This window comes from Bacillus sp. PPSBB_2 (genome assembly GCF_045291115.1).
GTDB classification, from domain to species: domain Bacteria; phylum Bacillota; class Bacilli; order Bacillales; family Bacillaceae_G; genus Bacillus_A; species Bacillus_A cereus.
Genome location: NZ_CP147983.1, coordinates 4,967,516 through 4,986,977 on the forward strand (window position 1 = coordinate 4,967,516; position 19,462 = coordinate 4,986,977).

A 19,462-nucleotide genomic window follows, 5' to 3' on the forward strand; every position below is an offset into this window, starting at 1 on the left:
AAATAGCTGGCCGCTATTTTTTTTGTAAAAAAAGGACGAAGAGTTTTATCTCTTCGTCCTTTTATATTACCCACGCCCAGCTTGAAACGATGGATATAACGTCATTCCACCATCTGCAAATAGCGTAATTCCGGTTACGTAACTCGCCTCTGATGAAGCAAGCCAAGTTGCTACTGCTGCGATTTCTTCAGGTTTTCCAATGTAGCCCATAGGTATCATACTTTCTACGTCAGCACGTTTTTTAGGATCAGCAAACTTTTCTGCATTGATTGGCGTATTAATTGCACCTGGTCCTATATTATTTACTCGAATACCTTTTGGCGCATACTCTAGCGCTAACGTTTCTGTCATCAGTTTAATGCCACCCTTACTTGCTGCATAGTGCACAAATAGTGGCCACGGAATTTTCTCATGAACACTAGACATATTAATGACTGACCCTTTAATATCATGTTCTACAAAATATTTAATCGCTTCACGACTTCCTAAAAAAGCACCTGTTAAATTTGTATTAATTACCCTATTCCAATCTTCAAGCGGCATTTCATGCGACGGTACCGCGTTTTCTATCCCTGCATTATTAATCATAACGTCAAGCGTACCAAACTCTTTCACAGCAGATTGAATGAGATTCACAATATCCGATTCGACGGTTACATCACCTTTTACAGCAATCGCTTCGCCGCCTACCTTTTTAATTTCTTCTAACACATCATTCGCTTCTGATTCTCGTGAGCGATAATTAATAACCACTTTCGCTTTTTCCTTAGCAAACCTCACTCCCATCGCTCTTCCAAGACCAGTTGCTGATCCTGTAATAACGACAACTTTCCCTGCTAAATCACTATACATTTCCATACCTCCTTTAACTTTTGGCTATACCTAACATAATTCCGGCTGCGATAATAAAAACAATACCGACAACGATACCCGTTAATTGACGTTTCGTTTTCTTTTCACCTAATATAAGGATCCCACCAAGCGTGGAAATAATAATTCCCATTTGCGATAGCGAGAAACTTGTTGCTACTCCAACACGCGGCTGCGAAATGAATAAAAACATATTTCCAGCTGCCCAAATTAATCCTGGAATAATATTTCGAATTGCATATTTATTAAATGGATGATGTTTAAAGGTACGCAAAATCCCACCTAACACCATACCAACTGCTTGTGGCAACAAAGCTGACCAACCATCTACGTTAAATAGTCTAATCACTACTACGTAAACTAAATAGCCGACTGTTGAAATTAATAAAATTACGATACCTCTTTTAAAGTTTGCTGCTTGCTCTGCATTCTTTTCTTCTTCACTTTGAAGCGATGTTAAAATAACACCGATAATAATACAAACGAGCGCTAAAATCCCAAGGACGACCGATATTGTCGTGGACCATTCATGAAATACGATAACGCCAAATAAAGTCGTCGCGACTAATTGAAGTCCTGTTGAAATTGGCATCGTCCTCGAAACACCCATTAAATCAATACTTTTCAATTGATTTGCCTGACCAAGCGCCCAAAATAAACCTGACACAACTCCAACTCCGATAACGGTAGGTGTTAATACTGGCTTCATAAAAATATAAACAACAATTGAGAAAATAAGTGCTCCAAACGTTGTTCCGAGCGTTTGACTATACGGTCCCCCGCCCAGTTTTACATTAAATAGCACAATACTTCCCCAAAATATAGCTGGTAAAATCGCTAAAAATATATCCATCACTCATTACCTTTCTTTACTAAATGCATAGGTTATCACTCTAAGTCATTAGAGTGAGCTTTTATTTTTTCTTTTTCCCGTTCACAAACTTTTTCTGCAATAGCGTCAGAAACATTCTTTTCTCGCTCCACTTTCTTTATCTTTACGTGATCTAAATGGTCTTCCAAAGTAAGCGTAACTTTATCGTTCGGGGGATTATGCGCTCCTTGAAATGTAAGAAATTGTAGCTTCACTTCATACCTAGGAACAAATTCATCTTTCTTGCCGAGACGCTTTATATTTATGACTGAAGCACATTCATATTGATCTTCTGTCACTTGTCTAATAACTGAATAGTACCTATTTGATAATGCACTCTCTAAAAGCTGTTCTCTTGATTCTTTCGCGAAAGAATCACTTGGAGAAGAGAAAAAAGACGCACATAGCATTGTCATAACTACACATATTTTTTTCATAATTCCCTCCTTGTTCTATAGATTAGTGTTCTCAAAACTGCCATAAAAAAACGACTTTCCCTATATAGGAAAGTCGTTTTAATGAATCCAATATTAACCACCGCTCACTGGTGGGATTAGTGCAACAACATCACCAGATTGGACCTTGTCATCTTCATTTGCATATTCTTCATTAATCGCAACCATAATTGGCTCTGAAACTGGTACATTATATTCGTTCGCAACAACATCTTTTAACTGTGCAACCGTAATATTTTCTTTCTCTATTTGTAATTCACTTGTCCCTGCTTCTTCTTGCAAGTGCGCAAATAACAATACTCGAATCATACTTATAGCTCCTTCCCAGGCTCTCCCGCCGGATATGGTGTTTTTTCTAATTGATCACCAATCCATGAGTCACCATCTTCCCAAAACTCCTTTTTCCAAATCGGAACAATTTGTTTTATGCGTTCCATAATATATTCGTTCGCTTCATAAGCCGCTTTACGGTGTGGTGTTGAAACAGCAACAACAACCGCTATATCAGAAATTTGCAACGTACCGATGCGATGTGTAATCGCAACATATGTACCCGGCCATTTCTCTTTCACTTCCAGGCCGATTTTCTCTAGCATCTTTTCTGCCATCGTTTTATAAGCGACATATTCTAAGTATAATGTACGACGCCCTTTCGTAAACTCTCTAACCGTTCCAATAAATGTTGTAACAGCACCGCATTCACGTCGAATTACTTTCTTCGTTACCTCTTCAATCGAGATTTCTGTATCAATTACTTCATAATATGTATTTGTCATTTCGCACTCCTAACCGTTTGTAAAAACCAGTCTATGTACAACTCTTCTTCTGTTATATGAAATACTTTATATTCTTCTCGTATATTTACTGGGACATCATACCACGTAATAACCGCCACTATATTTTCTACTTTATGTAAAAGCTCAGCATCTTCCGCAGAACGAAGTAACACTACTTTCGGGTAGTTCTCTTTTTTATAGCCCTCTATTAAAATTGTATCCACTTTAAAAAACTCATATAAGCGAATAATTTCTTGCAAGGACCATTTCTTTCTTAGTGAAGAAAGTGAAAGTAATCCAGCACCTTCTACACTACTTACGACAGCACCAGCTTTACGGTGTCTTTCGCTATCTTTTTGCGCTACTTCTGGAAAACCTCCGTGCCCGTGATGTTTAATTGTAGCAACTTTCATTTCGCTTTCGGCTAATGCATGCACAATTTTCTCTACAAGTGTCGTTTTTCCGCTATTTTGATACCCTACTATTTGTAAGATTGAAGGGGCTTCGCCCATGGCCATTCACATCCCTCAGAGTGCTCTAACAATAATACGGATACTTTCATTCCGGTCTCAAATCCTCTCGTTCCTCCGGGTAACACGATAAAAGCATTCGCATCTGCAAGTGAAGATACCGCACTCGATTTATCTAAACCAACCGGCATCGCTTGTAACGCCCCATCCACAATTGTTACGTTCGCTCTTACGAAACGAGTAAATGGATTTGGCTTCGGAAAATCTTTTTGTAAAATAGCATCCGCTCTATATACGTGAGGTTCCTTCGCATACAAATACGTTTTTATAATTGGATGCACAAATAATTCAAAGCCTACATAACAAGCAGACGGATTTCCTGATAAACCAAAGAGTAACTTTCCATCAACTTCAGCTACTGTCGTTACACTTCCGGGCCTCATGGCTATCTTATTAAAGAGTACATTTGCCTGTAATCTTTCATAAATAGCTGGTAAGTAGTCATAATCTCCTACTGATACACCGCCTGTTGTAATTAAAATGTCGACCTCATCGATCGCTGATTGAACAGCTGTAAAACATGCATCTAACTCATCCGCGAGTTGACCATAATAACGAACTTTCCCGCCAGCTTTCATAATTTGAGCTGCGATCATATACGAGTTACTATTTCTAATTTTCCCCGGTTCTAACGGCTCATGTACTTCTAATAATTCACTTCCTGTCGTTACAATACCGACAACAGGCTGTTTTACAACTTTCACCGTGCTATATCCAAACGTTGCTAGTAAGGCCGCAACACCTGGATTAATTGCAACACCTTTCTTAACGAGAACTTGATTTTGTTTTATATCTTCTCCTTTAAACGACACATTGTCACCGTTATTAAAAGGGCGTTTTAACTTCATATATGTTTTCCCGTTCTTCTCAAACCCTTCTGTCAGCTCTAGCATTACGACTGCATTGCAATCTTCTGGAATAGCTGCTCCTGTCATAATGCGAATTGCTTCAAAAGCTCCTACTTCCTCTAAAAAAACGGAACCCGCCCCGATTTCTCCTATTACTTCAAATTCAACTGGATTCTCTTGAGTTGCTTCTTTCGTATCTTCTGCTCGAATGGCGAAACCATCGTAAGGGGAACGATCAAAATGAGGAACATCATGATCTGAGACAACATCTTCCCCGAGAATTCTCCCGTAACTTTCCGTAATAGAAATTTCTTCTACTTCACCATGCTTCGCATATTTCATTACCCGTTCTACTGCCTTAGCAACTTGAATTGGAATTCGTTTTTCTACCATCGTTTCTCACCTCATATTTGCAATTTTTTTTATCTCGATTAAACTTTATATATTCAATAGAAATTACTTCAAGGAGGAATTCCATGTCTTCATTTACACATTTCAATGACCAAGGACGCGCAAAAATGGTTGATATAAGCGACAAAAAAGCAACCGTTCGAACAGCAATTGCGTGCTCTAGCATTGTCGTTACGAAAGAAATTTACGATAAAATCTCTCACAATGAAATTGGGAAAGGTGACGTATTAGCAGTTGCGCAAATCGCAGGCATTATGGCCGCGAAACGTACTTCTGATATTATCCCAATGTGCCATCCTTTATTATTAAAAGGTGTTGACGTTTCTTTCGATTGGAAACAATCAGAAGAACAATATCGTTTACTCATTGAAGTAAAAGTTAAAACAGAAGGTAGCACCGGTGTTGAAATGGAAGCTTTAACAGCTGCTTCCGCTACCGCTCTTACTGTGTATGATATGTGTAAAGCTGTCGATAAAGGTATGATTATCGGCGAAACGTACTTACTTGAAAAAACAGGTGGAAAAAGTGGAGATTATACGAGAAATTCATAATCCTCTCTCCGTTGAGCCTAAAGGGTTTCCTTTAGGTTCAACCTATATATCTTGCATATAAACTTTTCGCTACATTCATATCATTCGTCCCATGAATGAACGCCCTGCCATCTGTAAATAAAACAAAACGATATTCTTCTACCGGAAATGATAATAAATAAGGTGTCGCCTTTATCTCTACGCTTCTTTGTAAGCGTTTTTTAATTTCTTCTAAATTAAAATTCTTCCGCACACCCGGGCGAATTTGTACTGTATTCCGCCCACATAACACTTCTGTTTTCGTTTGTCCTTCAAATGTTAAACTCGGATATGTACGTAACCTTCCGCAAGATAAACAAGTATCTTTTTTCTGCCTATTCACTTTAAATGCCATCTGTTGATTATTCCAAAGATCAAACGATAACATCGTTTCACGAAGCGCACCAAAGTCTTCTACTAATATTTTCAGCGCTTCCGTAATTTGATGCGCAACTACTAATTGTACTGCCGGTTGTATAATACCAGCTGTGTCACATGTTGCACCGCTCGCTGGATGCTCCATTAAACAGCGAAAACACGGTGTTTTCCCTGGTAAAATTGTATACGTTACTCCGTAGCTTCCGACACACCCACCATATATCCACGGAATATTATACTTTTGTGAAATATCATTAATAAGAAGACGCGTTTCAAAATTATCTGTCGCATCTAATATTAAATCTACATCATTCACTAATTCTTCCATTTCTTGCACCGTTACATCCGTCACAACAGGAGTTATTTCCACCTCAGAATTAATCGCTCTTAAATGCTCTGCTGCCGCTACCGCCTTCGGTTTATACTGCTTTGCATCTTCTTCTGTATATAGTTGTTGTCTTTGTAAATTACTCCATTCTACATAATCACGGTCAGCAATCGTTACTTTTCCAACACCTGCTCTAACAATCGCTTCTGCATTTGCCGCACCGAGAGCACCAGCACCAATAATAAGCACATGCTTCTCTCTTATTTTTCTCTGTCCTTCTTCTCCAACACCAGAAAATAATATTTGTCTTGAATATCGCTCCTGCATGCGATAGCCCCCTTTCTTATCCTCCTATATAAGACATTTCGATTTTCGGACGATTTTTTGCACTTTCTTCTGTTCGTTCATCCGAATACCTATCTTTTCTATTCATCCATACATCTTGTATAACACTTAATAACTCCTCATCCGAAAGATTTCCTCTAAGAAGTTCTCTTACATCCAAACCCTCTGTCGCAAATAAGCACGTATAAAACTTTCCATCTGCCGAAATTCTCGCCCTCGTACAAGAGACACAAAATGACTCAGAAACAGATGTAATAAAACCAACTTCAACATTTGTTCCAACGTACCGATATCGCTTCGCAACTTCACCAAAGTAATGCGCTTCGGCTGGCTCAAGTGGATACATCTTATGAATCATCTCAATCAATTCTCGTTTTGTAACGACTTGATCAAAATTCCACCCATTTGTACTACCAACATCCATAAACTCAATAAACCGAAGCGTGATTCCTTGCTCTTTAAAATACGCAGCCATCGGAAGTACTTGATGATCGTTCATCCCTTTTTTTACAACCATATTTACCTTTACTTCCAGCCCCGCCTCTTTAGCTGCTATAATTCCCTTAATTACCGGTTTTGTATTAATATTTCGACCATTAATATTCTTAAATATGTCGTCATCTATTGCATCTAAACTAACATTCACTCTATGTAATCCAGCTTCTTTTAATGCCTTCGCTTGTTTCGTTAAATGTACAGCATTTGTCGTTAACCCTATATCTATTAGCCCATCAATTTTCACAAGACGTGCAATAAGTTTTGTTAAATCTTTACGAAGTAGTGGCTCACCGCCAGTAATTCTAATTTTTCGTACACCAATGTTAACAAATAATTTTGCCAAACGCTCAATTTCATCAAAGGTTAGTAAAAACTCATCTTTCAAAAAAGCATAATCTGGCCCAAATATTTCCGCTGGCATACAATATGTACATCTAAAATTGCAACGATCAATGACAGATATACGTAAATCTTGAAGTGGGCGTCCAAAAAAATCTTTAACCATCTCCTGCATCGCCACCCTCCCTTTCTGCCAAATTTCTTTCTTTTCATTCTATTATAATATATTTTCGAACTGCGATGTTTTTGCTCAAGAGAATAAAGTGAAACTTTAAATAATTAGAGGGGAGCCACTCCCCTGGTTAACGAGGTTTACTTACAAATACAAAGATAAAAAAACCTTGAAACATAAAAGTTTCAAGGTTTTCTGCTTATTAACTTAATCTAATAATAGTTAGGGTAGCCCCTGGCGTTGCTGTAGATAATGTAGCTACTGCAACTACTCCAAATAACTGTAAGCTAACAGCAGCTCCAGCAGGCAAGTTAGCGATTATTGTTGCACTAAATGAACCAGTAGCCACTGTCGGGGCATTTATCGTTCCCGCAAGCGGACTGCCATTTACAGTTATACGAGAGCTTACAAGTAAACCTGCCGTTAAATTAATTGTATAGGCTATATAATAGTTTCCTGCATTCGCAACTGTAAATACAGTATTTCCACCACTAACGGTTATTCCTGGGCCAATATTTTGATTGTTCGGTAACGGTACGTTCGTACCCCCTAATAAAACGGAAATAGCGGTTCCTGATGTATTATTCGCAAACGCATACGTTGCAGTTGTACTAACTCCAGTCGCCCCGGTCGCTCCAGTGGCTCCAGCTCCGGTTGGACCTGTATCTCCAGTTGGACCTTGTGAACCGGTTGCTCCTGTAGCTCCCGTTGGACCTTGAATTCCTTGCGAGCCTTGAATTCCTTGTGGACCTGTCGCTCCGGTTGCTCCTGTAGCTCCCGTTGGACCTTGAATTCCTTGCGGGCCTTGAATTCCTTGTGGACCTTGAATTCCTTGTGGACCTGTCGCTCCGGTTGCTCCTGTAACTCCCGTTGGACCTTGAATTCCTTGCGGGCCTTGAATTCCTTGTGGACCTTGAATCCCTTGTGGACCTGTCGCTCCGGTTGCTCCTGTAGCTCCCGTTGGACCTTGTATTCCTTGCGGGCCTTGAATTCCTTGTGGGCCTTGTGGGCCGGTCGGACCTATGTCACCTTGCGGACCTTGGATTCCCTGTGGGCCTTGTGCTCCGGTTGCCCCCGTCGTTCCTTGGATTCCTTGAGGACCTTGTGGACCTTGAATTCCTTGTGGGCCGGTTGGACCTATGTCGCCTTGTGGGCCTTGAATTCCTTGGGGACCTTGTGCTCCAGTTGCCCCCGTTACTCCTTGTATTCCTTGTGGACCTTGAATACCCTGTGGACCGGTTGGACCTATCTCTCCTTGAACACCTTGGATTCCTTGTGGACCCTGTAAACCCGTCACTCCGGTTGCTCCCGTTGCTCCTGTTGCTCCTGTCACTCCAGTTGAGCCTGTCGCCCCGGTATCTCCTGTTACTCCTGTCGCACCTGTTGCTCCTGTCGGGCCAGGTGGTCCACCTGATGGACCTGTCACTCCTGCCGGACTGATGGCCCCGTTGGGCCGGTCGGTCCTGCTGGGCCTCCTGACGGGCCTGTCACCCCTGTTGGACCGGTTACTCCTGTTGGACCGGTTGATCCTTCTCCCGTCGCTCCGGTTGATCCCGTTTCTCCTGTTGCTCCCGTCGGACCTTGTACTCCTTGAATTCCTTGTGGTCCCTGCACTCCTTGTGCTCCTGTTGCTCCTTGAATCCCTTGTATACCTTGCACTCCTTGTGCGCCCATCGGACCTGTTGGACCAATCGCCCCTTGTATACCTTGCACTCCTTGGGGCCCCTCTGGACCTGTTGCTCCTATTTCCCCTTGTATCCCTTGAATTCCAGTTGCTCCTTGTGCTCCTGTTGCTCCCGTTATCCCTTGCACACCTTGTATTCCCTGTATTCCTTGTGGACCTTGTGGGCCGGTTGCTCCTTGCACTCCTTGAATGCCTTGTATCCCTTGAGGACCCTCAGGACCCGTTGCTCCAACTGGCCCTGGCACACCTTGTATTCCTTGCGGGCCCTGAAGTCCCTCTGGGCCTTCTGGACCTGTTGGACCTATCTCTCCTTGTATCCCTTGGATTCCAGTTGGACCTTGTGGCCCAGTCGGACCTATGTCACCTTGCGGACCTTGGATTCCCTGTGGGCCTTGTGCTCCTGTTCCCCCTGTCGCTCCTTGGATTCCTTGAGAACCTTGTGGGCCTTGAATTCCTTGTGGGCCTTGAATCCCTTGCGGACCTTGATCTCCAGTGGCCCCCGTTACTCCTTGAATTCCTTGGGGACCTTGAACACCTTGGGGACCCGTCGGACCTATCTCTCCCTGCACACCTTGGATTCCTTGCGGACCTTGTAAACCCGTCACTCCGGTTGCTCCCGTTTCTCCTGTCGCTCCTGTCACTCCAGTTGAGCCCGTCGCCCCGGTATCCCCTGTTACTCCTGTCGCCCCAGTTGCTCCTGTCGGGCCAGGTGGTCCACCTGATGGACCAGTCACTCCCGCCGGACCTGATGGCCCCGTTGGGCCGGTCGGTCCTGCTGGTCCTCCAGATGGTCCTGTTGGGCCTGTAGTGCCTTCTCCTGTCTCCCCAGTTGCTCCCGTATCTCCTGTTGCACCCGTCGGACCTTGAATTCCTTGTATTCCTTGAGCACCTTGCACTCCTTGTGCACCTGTTGGGCCTTGAATCCCTTGTATTCCTTGCACTCCTTGTGCGCCCATTGGACCTGTTGGACCAATCGCCCCTTGAGCACCTTGCACTCCTTGGGGACCCTCTGGACCCGTTGCTCCTATTTCTCCTTGTATACCTTGAATTCCAGTTGCTCCTTGTACTCCTGTTGCTCCCGTTATCCCTTGCACACCTTGAATTCCCTGAATTCCTTGGGGACCTTGTGAGCCTGTTGCTCCTACCGGTCCTTGAATTCCTTGTATCCCCTGTGGCCCCTCTGGACCCGTTGCTCCAGCTGGCCCCGGTACTCCTTGTATTCCTTGCGGGCCCTGAAGTCCCTCTGGGCCTTCTGGACCTGTTGGTCCTATATCGCCCATTGGACCTTGTATCCCTTGAACTCCTTGTGGTCCTGTTGCTCCTGATGGCCCTGGTACTCCTTGTATTCCTTGTGGACCTTGATCTCCTGTTGCTCCTGTGGCCCCTTGAGGACCTATAGCCCCCTGTATCCCTTGCGGACCTTGATCTCCTGTTGCTCCCGTTATCCCTTGAATACCTTGAACTCCTTGAATTCCTTGTTCACCAGTTACTCCCGTCGGACCAGGAATACCTTGAATCCCCTGCGGTCCTTCTGAACCTGTTGGGCCAATTGGCCCTTGAATTCCTTGTATTCCTTGCAAGCCCTGTGCTCCCGTACTTCCAGTCGGACCTGTAGTTCCCGTTGCTCCTGTTACCCCTGTACTTCCTGTAGCCCCAGTACTCCCCGTTGCTCCCGTCGCACCTGTACTTCCACTCGGTCCGCCACCCGGACCTGTCGGACCAGGAGGTCCTCCAGATGGTCCAGTTATTCCAGTTGGACCTGTTATTCCAGTCGGTCCTGTTATTCCTTGACCAGTTGCTCCAGTCGCTCCGGTTGCACCTGTATTTCCACTCGGTCCTTGTGTTCCTTGTGTTCCTTGTATCCCTTGTGCTCCTTGTATTCCTTGTGGACCAGTTGCACCCGGTAACCCTTGGACGCCTTGAATTCCTTGAGGTCCCTCAGGTCCCGTCGCTCCAATTGGCCCCTGTAATCCCTGTATCCCCTGTATACCTTGTGCCCCAGTCGCTCCCGTTGGAACAATCGGACCTTGTAACCCTTGCACACCTTGAGGTCCTGTCGCTCCAGTTTCTCCTTGTGGTCCTCTCAATCCTTGTGGCCCCTGCTGTCCTTCTGGTCCAGTTGCACCTATTGGCCCAACTGATCCTTGTATCCCTTGCACACCTTGAGGTCCTGTCGGGCCCATCTCCCCCATCGGACCTTGTAATCCTCTTGGTCCTTGAGGTCCTGTTGGGCCTTGTGGACCAGTTGGACCAGTAATCCCTATACCTGTAAATCCAGTTGGAACAGGGGGGAAAGTAGGCCCAATAAGTTCGGGTGGAATTCTAAAATTAGAGCTTAACGAATTTTGCTTCCGATTATTATCACGATTCTTCACACTTTCACCACCTACAAACCGTCTTTTTCATAATAAATAAGCCTCTTCTTAATCTATTTACAAAAATAATTTCCAAGACTATTTTTATTTTAAATAATAAAAACTCCCTTAATGCCTTAAGGGAGTCCTGCAATTGAATCCATATTATCTGTATTAGGGACAGCTTGTGCTATACCCGATGCATTTACACTTTGCCCCATATTTGTTCCTGTTACAGTACCAGCAGGAGTGCCTCTTGTATATGTTGTTGTGACAGAATCTCCTGGTTGTAAACAAAGCTTTGTCTCCGTCCCTATTACTGTAACAACATCAATCCAAGTGCATCCCATCGAACCACTATATGATTTCGAAGCAGTAAATGAAGTATCACTCAAATTATCACCGGTAAATATATTTCCAGTATTATTAACAATAACAAATTCTTTTATATGCGCAGGCATAATTACACTCTACCTTTCCTTTATGAACCTAACGTACGTGTACTTGTTGCCAAAGGCGGAAGAAATACCGATGTTCTAATCACCGCTTCTGGCTGCCTTTTTCCATTTAAAAAAATAGCCGCACTCGATCCTCCAGCACCTGCATATACTTTTGCCACAGCTAAAGGCGAGATATCATAACAGTCACCGACATTAACAGCGCCTGTATTATTAATAATTTTCACTTTACGCAAATTAATTCCCATTTCCCCCTCCTCCTTTTTTATACTGTATGCAAAAGAAAAAAACTTGAAACAGACTCGTTTCAAGTTTTTAACTATTAACTATTTCGTTTCACCTTCATATTGAAGCATACCGCCAACCATGTTCACTGTTTTAAACCCTTGCTCATTTAAATAATGACATACATTTTCACTGCGCATTCCTGAACGACAAATAAAGATATATTCATTCTCTTTATTAAAGAAATCTACTTTATGTGGGATATCGCCCATTTTAATATGTACAGCTTCTGGAATCTTTCCTGCCGCTACTTCTTCATCTTCTCTTACGTCTACTAGAAATAACGTTTCTCCATTTTCTAAACGCTCTTGTACCTCTTCTGTAGTAATTGTTTTAACTTCTGTCATATGTAGTTCCTCCTTATATACAATAAAACCTTTAGTTTCTTTTTCACAAACATTCTCTACCAATTTTAGCACGCAAAAGAAAGAACGCAAAGAATCGAAAAACTATTTCTCAATTTTCTCGCAAAACTTATTCTTTACAAACATAACTCTTGCATTGTATCCTCAATATACTTGTCTTATGAAAGGAGCCAATGAAAATGACACTTTCCCTTTTCATAATGGGCATCATTTTCTTAATCGCTGCAATTATTACTCTTAGTATGAAAAATACTAAAAAAATAAAATCACCCCAAGAAATGTCATTCTTATTTCTATTGCTTAGTATCGCATTCTTCGGTATAGCAATTGCCACATATATTTTCCGTCTACAAATCATGTGAAAAAAGGTGCCTACTACAAACATTGCACCTTTTCCCCATCATTTGTCTTCTAAACAAAACTAGATACTTTCCGATTTAAAAATTCATAAACTTTCTTTTCAAATAAATGAATATCAAATGCTCCCGCCATATGCCCATTTATACTTTCTATCTCATACACTTCCGCATACTTCCCTTGTTTTTGCAAAATATCTACCATTTTATAGTTGTAACGAGACGGCTGAAGCAAATCTTGTTTACATGGAATCATAAGTACATTCGCTTCTATGTTAGAAAGAGATTCTTCTAGTGAAGAAAACCCATGTGCAATATCATGCAATAAAACTGCCTTTGCAGTATACATCCATGAATTTGCATCTACTAACTCTATACTTGTATATGTCGCTTTATTTATTTCTTTTTCAAATGATGTTAGTGTAGAAAACTTTTCATAAGGTTCTACCTCTATACTGTTACGAGGAAATGCCATTTCATAAAAATACTCATCAAACGCGTTCATAAACATCATTCTATTTGCTAAATGAAGCCCCTTTATCGGCTGCTCTTCTCCATATTTTCCATCTTTCCAACTTGGATCCAGTTGAATTGCTTCGATCGCATTTTGCGCTACATTTACTGACGTAATAATTGGATTTTGTGGGTTCGTAATAACGCCAATCATCCGCTCTACCATATGTGGATAGTGAACCGCCCATTGTTGTGCAATCATTCCCCCTGCCGACGGTCCAATTACAGCGTGTAACCTTGAAATTCCCATACCTTTTATTAACTCATATTGCATACGAGCTACATCAAGAAATGTAAAAACCGGAAAATCCATAGCATATTCTTCTCCAGTTTCTGGATTAATCGATTTCGGTCCTGTTGTAATCACATATGGATTTCTCACCTGCACATTACAAAGATTATCTGTACATATAACAAAATACTTATTTGTATCAATTGCTTTTCCAGCTCCAATGAGCCCATCCCACCAACCAGACTCCTCATCATGCACTGTATATTTTCCTGCCGCATGACTTGTTGCACTAAAATAATGACAAACCAAAATCACATTTGACCTTTCTCTATTTAAAGTGCCATATGTCTCGTATCCCATTTGAACAGGAATTTCCCTGCCATTTTCAAACGTAAACTCTTTTAAAACAAACTTCTCCTTTTTTACAATTTGCACAGACTCTTCCTCTCCCCGTTGTAGTATGAACTGCTTACTAAAGATTTTTTTCTATGCAAACTAATCTCCTTCTTCTTTTCATAAATAAATGAATAATATACAAAATTAGCCACAAAATAGCACTATATTACAAGATTAAAGAGGGCATACACATGATTTGGAATTGGCTACGTAAGAAAAAAAAATCAAATAAACTAGAAGCAAACGAAACAGATAATCAGGAGCAGCATTCTAACAATGCAGAGGATGATAACAAAGAACAGACTAGAAGTATGAAACATAATAAAGGTAAAAATAACGAGCAAAAAGATTCTTCTCAGGATAAGCAACAAAGTCCTAAACAAGAGGATTCCTCTCAGGATAAGCAACAAAGCGCTAAACAGGAGGATTCCTCTCAAGATAAGCAACAAAGTCCTAAACAAGAGGATTCCTCTCAGGATAAGCAACAAAGTCCTAAACAAGATGACTCTTCTCAGGATAAGCAACAAAGTCCTAAACAAGAGGATTCCTCTCAGGATAAGCAGCAAAGTGCTAAACAAGAGGACTCTTCTCAGGATAAGCAACAAAACTCTAAACAGGAGGATTCCTCTCAAGATAAACAACAAAGTGCTAAACAAGAGGATTCCTCTCAGGATAAGCAGCAAAGTGCTAAACAAGAGGACTCTTCTCAGGATAAGCAGCAAAGTGCTAAACGAGAGGATTCCTCTCAAGATAAACAACAAGGTGCTAAACAAGAGGACTCTTCTCAGGATAAGCAACAAAACTCTAAACAGGAGGATTCCTCTCAAGATAAGCAACAAAGTCCTAAACAAGAGGATTCCTCTCAAGATAAACAACAAGGTGCTAAACAAGGTGATTCGTCTCAAGATAAACAACAAAACGCTAAGCAAGATGAACCTTCTCAAAGTAAGCAACAAAACTCTAAAGGTAATAGTATTTATGATTTTACGAAACCAGAAAAAGACCGTATCCATTCTTTACAAAATTTAATAGAGAAGCTGAAAAAATCTAGTGATTTTGTGAATTATCATACATCCGACGATGAAACGATGCCTTATTGGATTTCTTACTATCGTCCTTCGCTTGATGGAGAGAAATTACAAAAATATTTAATGCCTACTCTTTTGGAACGACCTAATGCTTCACTAGAAGAGCTGAAAGAACATATTCCAATGAGCGGCATTACAATTACGAACGACTTACAAAAAATTGAGGATATGGTTTTAAAGGGGCATGCGATTATTCAATTGAATCAGCAAGATCAAAAATGTATGCTTGCAAACATTGCAATTGATAATTATCGTGCACCAACCCCTCCTTTAAACGAATCAACTGTTATCGGACCACAAGAAGGTTTCGTAGAGGATATTGATACAAACATTAATTTAGTTCGAAAACGTCTTCCTGTTTTAGATTTACAAACAAAAGAAATGATTATTGGCGAGTTTTCCAAAACAAAAGTTGTCATGATGTATTTAGACAACCTCGCTGAAAAAGATAATGTAGATTTTCTCGAGGAATCATTACGCGCTCTTGAATATGATCAAATTAATGATAGTGCTTATTTACAAGAATTAATGGGTGAAAAATCGATTTTCCCTCTCTATATCAATACAGAACGCACTGATAGAGTTACAAAAGCACTAATCGATGGTAAAATCGCTATTTTTGTGGACGGTTCTCCAAGTGTTTTACTAACACCTGTATCCTATTTTGATTTTTTCATTTCACCAGAAGACTACAATGTCTCCTGGATGTACGCTACATTTTCAAGGATTTTAAGATTAATTGCCGTTCTATTTTCAATTTGCGCTACACCGTTATACGTTGCAGTTTTAAATTATCATTATGAACTCATTCCAAGTGATTTACTTGAAACTTTAATTTTATCAAGAGCACAAGTACCATTCCCGCCTTTAATTGAAGCACTCTTTTTAGAACTTGCAATCGACTTACTGAGGGAAGCTGGCGCGAGGTTACCGATGAAAGTTGGTCAAACGCTCGGTATTGTAGGCGGTATCGTAATCGGGCAAGCATCTGTACAAGCTGGTTTAACGAGTAATATTTTATTAATTATCGTTGCCTTATCAGCACTCGCTTCCTTTATTACACCTATTTACAAAATGGGTAATGCGGTTCGATTACTACGCTTCCCATTTCTCATATTTGCAGAAATAGGAGGACTTTTCGGGATTTCTCTTGGATTTATCTTCTTATTTACGCATCTATTTAGACTTACTTCTTTACGCAAGCCATACGCTTTGTTCTACCCAACAAGACAACAATCTGTTAAAGATTCTTGGATTCGTTTCCCTTTAACAATGATTGATACAAGAGATGTACAAGCAAGACCACAACATGTAAAAAAAGCAGCGAAAGGAATTTCAACAAAACATAGATCGGACTTTGATGATTAAGAAATGAGGTGCATTCGATGAGTAAAGTTCAAGAAAAATATCAAATATCTCCTATCTTCGTTTTCTTCTTAATTCACGGTGCACAGTTCGGTGCTGGCGTTCTCGGCTTCGCTCGAATCATCGCAAAGGCCGCTGGATACGATGGATGGATGGGCGTTATAATCACAGGAATTTTCATCCATATTATTATATGGATGATGTATGTCTTATTAAAAGAAACAAATGGGAATTTAGTTGATTTACATCGGCAAACATTTGGAAAATGGCTAGGAAATGGCATTAGCATCATCTTTATGGCTTATTTTTTAATCGTTAGTATTTCAGTCATCCGAACATATGTTGAAATTATTCAAGTATGGATGTTTCCTACCGCTTCCACCTTTATGTTAACACTCTTTTTATGCTTAGTTAGCTATTACATTATCTCTTCTGGATTTCGTGTCATTACCGGTATTTGCGTCATCTCTGTTGGTGGTACATTAGGATATTTATTTCTAAGCTTATTCGTTTTGAAATATTCACATTGGGATAATTTACTACCTATATTCACACATTCTTTTTCAGACATTTTAAAATCCGCTCAACTGTCAATCTACAGTATGACCGGTTTTGAGATTTACCTCATGGTGTATCCATTTGTGAAAAAGCCTATGCAATCTCATAAATACGCTCAGCTTGGAGCACTATTTTCAAATCTTCTATATCTATTTAGTACCCTTTTAGCCTTTGCATTTTTTAGTGAGAAGCAATTGTTAAAAACAATATGGGCACAACTTTCTATGACCCAAGTCATTCAATTACCATTTATAGAAAGACTCGAATATATTGCAATTTCAGGCTATGCACTCGTTATTATTTCAAGTTTTATCCTCCCTTTATGGGCGTCAATGAGAGGAACTCATGAAATATTTCGTGTAAAACAAAGGGGTGTTTTAATTGCTTTTATCTTTATCACTCTCATTGTTTCGCAACTTTTAACAAACAGACACGATATTAATAACTTTATTAGTAATGTATCAAAAGTTAGTTTTTGGCTCATTTATGTATACATCCCAATCCTATTTATTATTGTGTGGGTGAAAAGAAAATGGAAAAAATCAAAAGCACAAGCAAATTAATACTTATTTCTTGTATAACATTCTTCAGTCTAATTGGATGTTTACAAAAAAATATTATCGATGATGTACAACTTATTCAAGGAACAGTTTTTGATGTCGCAAAAGATAATAAAGTAAAAGTGACATTCGTTTGTCCCATTCAGAAAAAAGGAAATAAAGTTCAAGTTTTTGAAGGCAGTGCAAATGCGGTAAAACAAGTAAAAGCAGACACATCTTTAGAGTCTTCTCAACCATTTGCTAGCGGACAAATGCGTGTCGCTCTATATACAATAAGGCTTGCCAAAAAAGGAATGTCTACTTCATTCGATACATTACTTCGAGATGTGAATATAGGGAACGCTCTATATGCTGCTTTATTAGATGGGAATGGTACTGAACTTTTAAAAGGCAAATATTCGACTTCATACAACGTTGCCATTTATATAAAAAAATTGCTAGAACATAACATGGAGACCGGACCTTTACCAGCGGATAATCTACATATAGGAGCATTTCGCTATTACCAAGAAGGAAAAGACTACTATATTCCCATTCTAAAGAAGCATGGTGATAAAATAAAAATTACCGGAATTGGCCTTTTTAAAAAAGATAAATATATCGGTAAAATTGCGGAAAAAGATATGTTCATATTTAAAGGACTATTAGAGAAACATAAATTAGATTCACATGAATTTAAAACAGATTCTGCGTACGTCATGATTAATAATATTCGTTCTGTTCCAACTTACGATATAAAAATTAAAAACGGAAAGCCTTCTTTTTTCATTCATATTCATCTTGATGCACGTATTCAAGAACTATCGAAAGCAATTAACTTGGAAAATAACAAGAACACAAAAAACATTGAAAAAAACGTCCAAAAACAATTGGACATACAGGCTTCCAAATTAATTAAGCAGTTTAAATCTTTAGGCGTCGATCCTCTCGGGCTAGGTGCAAAGTATAAGCAACATTATCGCCCATTCAAATTAGAAGAATGGAGACAAATGTATAAAGATGTTCCGGTTCATATAAAATACACCGTAAATATTACAAATTCTGGTGTAATTGAATGAGAAATGATTGAACTCCTCTCTCCAGCATGATACAACGGAGAGAGGAGTTTTTATTTTAGAGAGAGAAGATATTTATGGGGGAGCTTATGTCTAAAAAATTAGTAAAGCCTATTTTAAATGGTATTTTATTTCTCGGTGTCTTTTTATTTGCTCATACATACTTAAAAAATGTTTCCTTCACACGTTACTTACTTGTCGTTATACCAATGTTACTGGTCGGTATTTTTGGCATCGATCTTATTTCATCCCTTTTAATAAAAAAAGAAGAATAACGAGCGAACATCTTATTTCGATAAGATGTTCTTTTCATTTCACAATCACCTTATGTTACAATAAACTTCGGCATAACGTAAGAAAGGATGAAACAACATGACAAACGAAAAAGGTTTAGATAAAGGATACGAACTTGTTGCGAAAATGCATGAAGTATTCGGACATCCTGTGACAAATACTCCAACAAAATTAACAGAAGAGCGTGCAAAAATCCGTGCAAGTTTTATGCAGGAAGAACTGGAAGAATTTCTAGAGGCGACGACTGTTGAAGATCAATACGATGCACTAATTGACCTTATTTACTTTGCATTCGGAACATTTGCCGAAATGGGCGTACGTCCTGATAAAGGATTCGAAATTGTAAATAACGCAAACATGGCAAAACTATTCCCTGACGGGAAACCTCGATTCCGCGAAGGTGACGGTAAAATTCTAAAACCTGAAGGCTGGCAAGCACCAGAACCACAACTTCGTGCTGAAATCGAACGTCAACGCCAAGAAGCTGAAAAAAACTGCTAGGATTTCCT

General features: G+C 40.1%; 20 protein-coding genes and 1 pseudogene. 7 read left to right on the forward strand and 14 right to left on the reverse strand.

The genetic code is table 11. From position 1 onward, the window contains the following. Positions 1 to 66: 66 nt before the first annotated feature. From V6946_RS25160 to moeA, 7 genes are all read right to left on the reverse strand, one after another. On the reverse strand, positions 67 to 852 hold the full coding sequence (locus tag V6946_RS25160) for a glucose 1-dehydrogenase (protein WP_006924883.1): 786 nt from the start codon (positions 850 to 852) through the stop codon (positions 67 to 69). Positions 853 to 865: 13 nt separating this feature from the next. Further along, positions 866 to 1,723: a glucose uptake protein GlcU gene (glcU, locus tag V6946_RS25165; protein WP_006924882.1), complete on the reverse strand. Its 858-nt coding sequence runs from the start codon at positions 1,721 to 1,723 to the stop codon at positions 866 to 868. 35 nt (positions 1,724 to 1,758) lie between these two features. Further along, a complete protein-coding gene (locus tag V6946_RS25170) occupies positions 1,759 to 2,178 on the reverse strand; it encodes a DUF3888 domain-containing protein (protein ID WP_000717684.1) in 420 nt (139 codons plus the stop codon). A 93-nt stretch (positions 2,179 to 2,271) separates the two neighbouring features. Further along, a complete protein-coding gene (gene moaD, locus V6946_RS25175) occupies positions 2,272 to 2,505 on the reverse strand; it encodes a molybdopterin converting factor subunit 1 (RefSeq protein WP_000621777.1) in 234 nt (77 codons plus the stop codon). A 2-nt stretch (positions 2,506 to 2,507) separates the two neighbouring features. After that, complete coding sequence (gene moaE, locus V6946_RS25180) at positions 2,508 to 2,972, reverse strand: molybdopterin synthase catalytic subunit MoaE (protein WP_000185943.1); 465 nt, start codon at positions 2,970 to 2,972, stop codon at positions 2,508 to 2,510. Continuing rightward, a complete protein-coding gene (gene mobB, locus V6946_RS25185; protein ID WP_002164413.1) occupies positions 2,969 to 3,490 on the reverse strand; it encodes a molybdopterin-guanine dinucleotide biosynthesis protein B in 522 nt (173 codons plus the stop codon). Before mobB ends, moaE begins: the two co-directional genes overlap by 4 nt. Continuing rightward, on the reverse strand, positions 3,454 to 4,743 hold the full coding sequence (moeA, locus tag V6946_RS25190) for a molybdopterin molybdotransferase MoeA (protein ID WP_000229713.1): 1,290 nt from the start codon (positions 4,741 to 4,743) through the stop codon (positions 3,454 to 3,456). Before moeA ends, mobB begins: the two co-directional genes overlap by 37 nt. 83 nt (positions 4,744 to 4,826) lie before the next feature. On the opposite strand from moeA, the gene moaC reads away from it, so the two are divergent. Further along, the gene (gene moaC, locus V6946_RS25195) at positions 4,827 to 5,312 is read left to right on the forward strand and encodes a cyclic pyranopterin monophosphate synthase MoaC (protein ID WP_000094146.1); all 486 of its coding nucleotides are present in this window, start codon (positions 4,827 to 4,829) and stop codon (positions 5,310 to 5,312) included. A gap of 37 nt (positions 5,313 to 5,349) precedes the next feature. Here moaC and V6946_RS25200 read toward each other — a convergent pair whose 3' ends face one another. From V6946_RS25200 to V6946_RS25225, 6 genes and pseudogenes are all read right to left on the reverse strand, one after another. Further along, positions 5,350 to 6,363: a molybdopterin-synthase adenylyltransferase MoeB gene (locus tag V6946_RS25200; RefSeq protein WP_001158105.1), complete on the reverse strand. Its 1,014-nt coding sequence runs from the start codon at positions 6,361 to 6,363 to the stop codon at positions 5,350 to 5,352. A gap of 16 nt (positions 6,364 to 6,379) precedes the next feature. Beyond that, a complete protein-coding gene (moaA, locus tag V6946_RS25205; RefSeq protein WP_001157114.1) occupies positions 6,380 to 7,393 on the reverse strand; it encodes a GTP 3',8-cyclase MoaA in 1,014 nt (337 codons plus the stop codon). Between the two features lie 199 nt (positions 7,394 to 7,592). Beyond that, positions 7,593 to 11,449: pseudogene (locus tag V6946_RS25210) on the reverse strand (BclA-related collagen-like exosporium protein). A 116-nt stretch (positions 11,450 to 11,565) separates the two neighbouring features. Then, the gene (locus V6946_RS25215) at positions 11,566 to 11,889 is read right to left on the reverse strand and encodes a hypothetical protein (protein ID WP_001110852.1); all 324 of its coding nucleotides are present in this window, start codon (positions 11,887 to 11,889) and stop codon (positions 11,566 to 11,568) included. Between the two features lie 20 nt (positions 11,890 to 11,909). Continuing rightward, the gene (locus V6946_RS25220) at positions 11,910 to 12,134 is read right to left on the reverse strand and encodes a spore germination protein (RefSeq protein WP_000512463.1); all 225 of its coding nucleotides are present in this window, start codon (positions 12,132 to 12,134) and stop codon (positions 11,910 to 11,912) included. Between the two features lie 78 nt (positions 12,135 to 12,212). Further along, a complete protein-coding gene (locus V6946_RS25225; RefSeq protein ID WP_000141207.1) occupies positions 12,213 to 12,518 on the reverse strand; it encodes a rhodanese-like domain-containing protein in 306 nt (101 codons plus the stop codon). A gap of 197 nt (positions 12,519 to 12,715) precedes the next feature. On the opposite strand from V6946_RS25225, the gene V6946_RS25230 reads away from it, so the two are divergent. Beyond that, positions 12,716 to 12,898, forward strand: a complete 183-nt coding sequence (locus tag V6946_RS25230; RefSeq protein ID WP_000175905.1) for a hypothetical protein — start codon at positions 12,716 to 12,718, stop codon at positions 12,896 to 12,898. A 49-nt stretch (positions 12,899 to 12,947) separates the two neighbouring features. Here the strand turns inward: V6946_RS25230 and V6946_RS25235 are convergent, their stop codons facing one another. Continuing rightward, positions 12,948 to 14,099 (reverse strand): homoserine O-acetyltransferase, encoded by a 1,152-nt coding sequence (locus tag V6946_RS25235; RefSeq protein WP_081631397.1) that lies wholly within the window; start codon positions 14,097 to 14,099, stop codon positions 12,948 to 12,950. A gap of 125 nt (positions 14,100 to 14,224) precedes the next feature. Between V6946_RS25235 and V6946_RS25240 the strand changes: the two genes are divergently transcribed. The 5 genes from V6946_RS25240 to V6946_RS25260 all read left to right on the forward strand — a co-directional run bounded on the left by V6946_RS25240 (position 14,225) and on the right by V6946_RS25260 (position 19,454). Next, positions 14,225 to 16,489 carry a spore germination protein gene (locus V6946_RS25240; RefSeq protein ID WP_366981498.1) on the forward strand — a complete coding sequence of 755 codons (2,265 nt, stop codon included), beginning with the start codon at positions 14,225 to 14,227 and terminating at the stop codon, positions 16,487 to 16,489. A gap of 17 nt (positions 16,490 to 16,506) precedes the next feature. Then, complete coding sequence (locus V6946_RS25245; protein ID WP_006924871.1) at positions 16,507 to 17,607, forward strand: spore germination protein; 1,101 nt, start codon at positions 16,507 to 16,509, stop codon at positions 17,605 to 17,607. Beyond that, positions 17,577 to 18,662 (forward strand): spore germination protein GerHC, encoded by a 1,086-nt coding sequence (gene gerHC / locus V6946_RS25250; protein ID WP_366981497.1) that lies wholly within the window; start codon positions 17,577 to 17,579, stop codon positions 18,660 to 18,662. The genes V6946_RS25245 and gerHC overlap by 31 nt, the downstream gene beginning before the upstream one ends. A gap of 86 nt (positions 18,663 to 18,748) precedes the next feature. Then, positions 18,749 to 18,934, forward strand: coding sequence for a hypothetical protein (locus V6946_RS25255; protein WP_000038781.1), 186 nt, complete (start codon positions 18,749 to 18,751; stop codon positions 18,932 to 18,934). Between the two features lie 97 nt (positions 18,935 to 19,031). Next, positions 19,032 to 19,454, forward strand: coding sequence for a hypothetical protein (locus V6946_RS25260; RefSeq protein WP_000180554.1), 423 nt, complete (start codon positions 19,032 to 19,034; stop codon positions 19,452 to 19,454). Positions 19,455 to 19,462: the final 8 nt, after the last annotated feature.

Bases quoted from the DNA above. Each gene is read 5' to 3' on its own strand.
- V6946_RS25240 (WP_366981498.1), top strand. From the start codon at position 14,225: ATGATTTGGAATTGGCTACGTAAGAAAAAAAAATCAAATAAACTAGAA.
- V6946_RS25245 (WP_006924871.1), top strand. From the start codon at position 16,507: ATGAGTAAAGTTCAAGAAAAATATCAAATATCTCCTATCTTCGTTTTC.
- V6946_RS25220 (WP_000512463.1), bottom strand. From the start codon at position 12,134: ATGGGAATTAATTTGCGTAAAGTGAAAATTATTAATAATACAGGCGCT.
- V6946_RS25255 (WP_000038781.1), top strand. From the start codon at position 18,749: ATGTCTAAAAAATTAGTAAAGCCTATTTTAAATGGTATTTTATTTCTC.
- moaC (WP_000094146.1), top strand. From the start codon at position 4,827: ATGTCTTCATTTACACATTTCAATGACCAAGGACGCGCAAAAATGGTT.
- gerHC (WP_366981497.1), top strand. From the start codon at position 17,577: ATGGAAAAAATCAAAAGCACAAGCAAATTAATACTTATTTCTTGTATA.
- mobB (WP_002164413.1), bottom strand. From the start codon at position 3,490: ATGGCCATGGGCGAAGCCCCTTCAATCTTACAAATAGTAGGGTATCAA.
- V6946_RS25230 (WP_000175905.1), top strand. From the start codon at position 12,716: ATGACACTTTCCCTTTTCATAATGGGCATCATTTTCTTAATCGCTGCA.
- V6946_RS25215 (WP_001110852.1), bottom strand. From the start codon at position 11,889: ATGCCTGCGCATATAAAAGAATTTGTTATTGTTAATAATACTGGAAAT.
- V6946_RS25160 (WP_006924883.1), bottom strand. From the start codon at position 852: ATGTATAGTGATTTAGCAGGGAAAGTTGTCGTTATTACAGGATCAGCA.
- moaA (WP_001157114.1), bottom strand. From the start codon at position 7,393: ATGCAGGAGATGGTTAAAGATTTTTTTGGACGCCCACTTCAAGATTTA.
- moeA (WP_000229713.1), bottom strand. From the start codon at position 4,743: ATGGTAGAAAAACGAATTCCAATTCAAGTTGCTAAGGCAGTAGAACGG.
- V6946_RS25260 (WP_000180554.1), top strand. From the start codon at position 19,032: ATGACAAACGAAAAAGGTTTAGATAAAGGATACGAACTTGTTGCGAAA.
- V6946_RS25200 (WP_001158105.1), bottom strand. From the start codon at position 6,363: ATGCAGGAGCGATATTCAAGACAAATATTATTTTCTGGTGTTGGAGAA.
- V6946_RS25225 (WP_000141207.1), bottom strand. From the start codon at position 12,518: ATGACAGAAGTTAAAACAATTACTACAGAAGAGGTACAAGAGCGTTTA.
- V6946_RS25170 (WP_000717684.1), bottom strand. From the start codon at position 2,178: ATGAAAAAAATATGTGTAGTTATGACAATGCTATGTGCGTCTTTTTTC.
- glcU (WP_006924882.1), bottom strand. From the start codon at position 1,723: ATGGATATATTTTTAGCGATTTTACCAGCTATATTTTGGGGAAGTATT.
- moaD (WP_000621777.1), bottom strand. From the start codon at position 2,505: ATGATTCGAGTATTGTTATTTGCGCACTTGCAAGAAGAAGCAGGGACA.
- moaE (WP_000185943.1), bottom strand. From the start codon at position 2,972: ATGACAAATACATATTATGAAGTAATTGATACAGAAATCTCGATTGAA.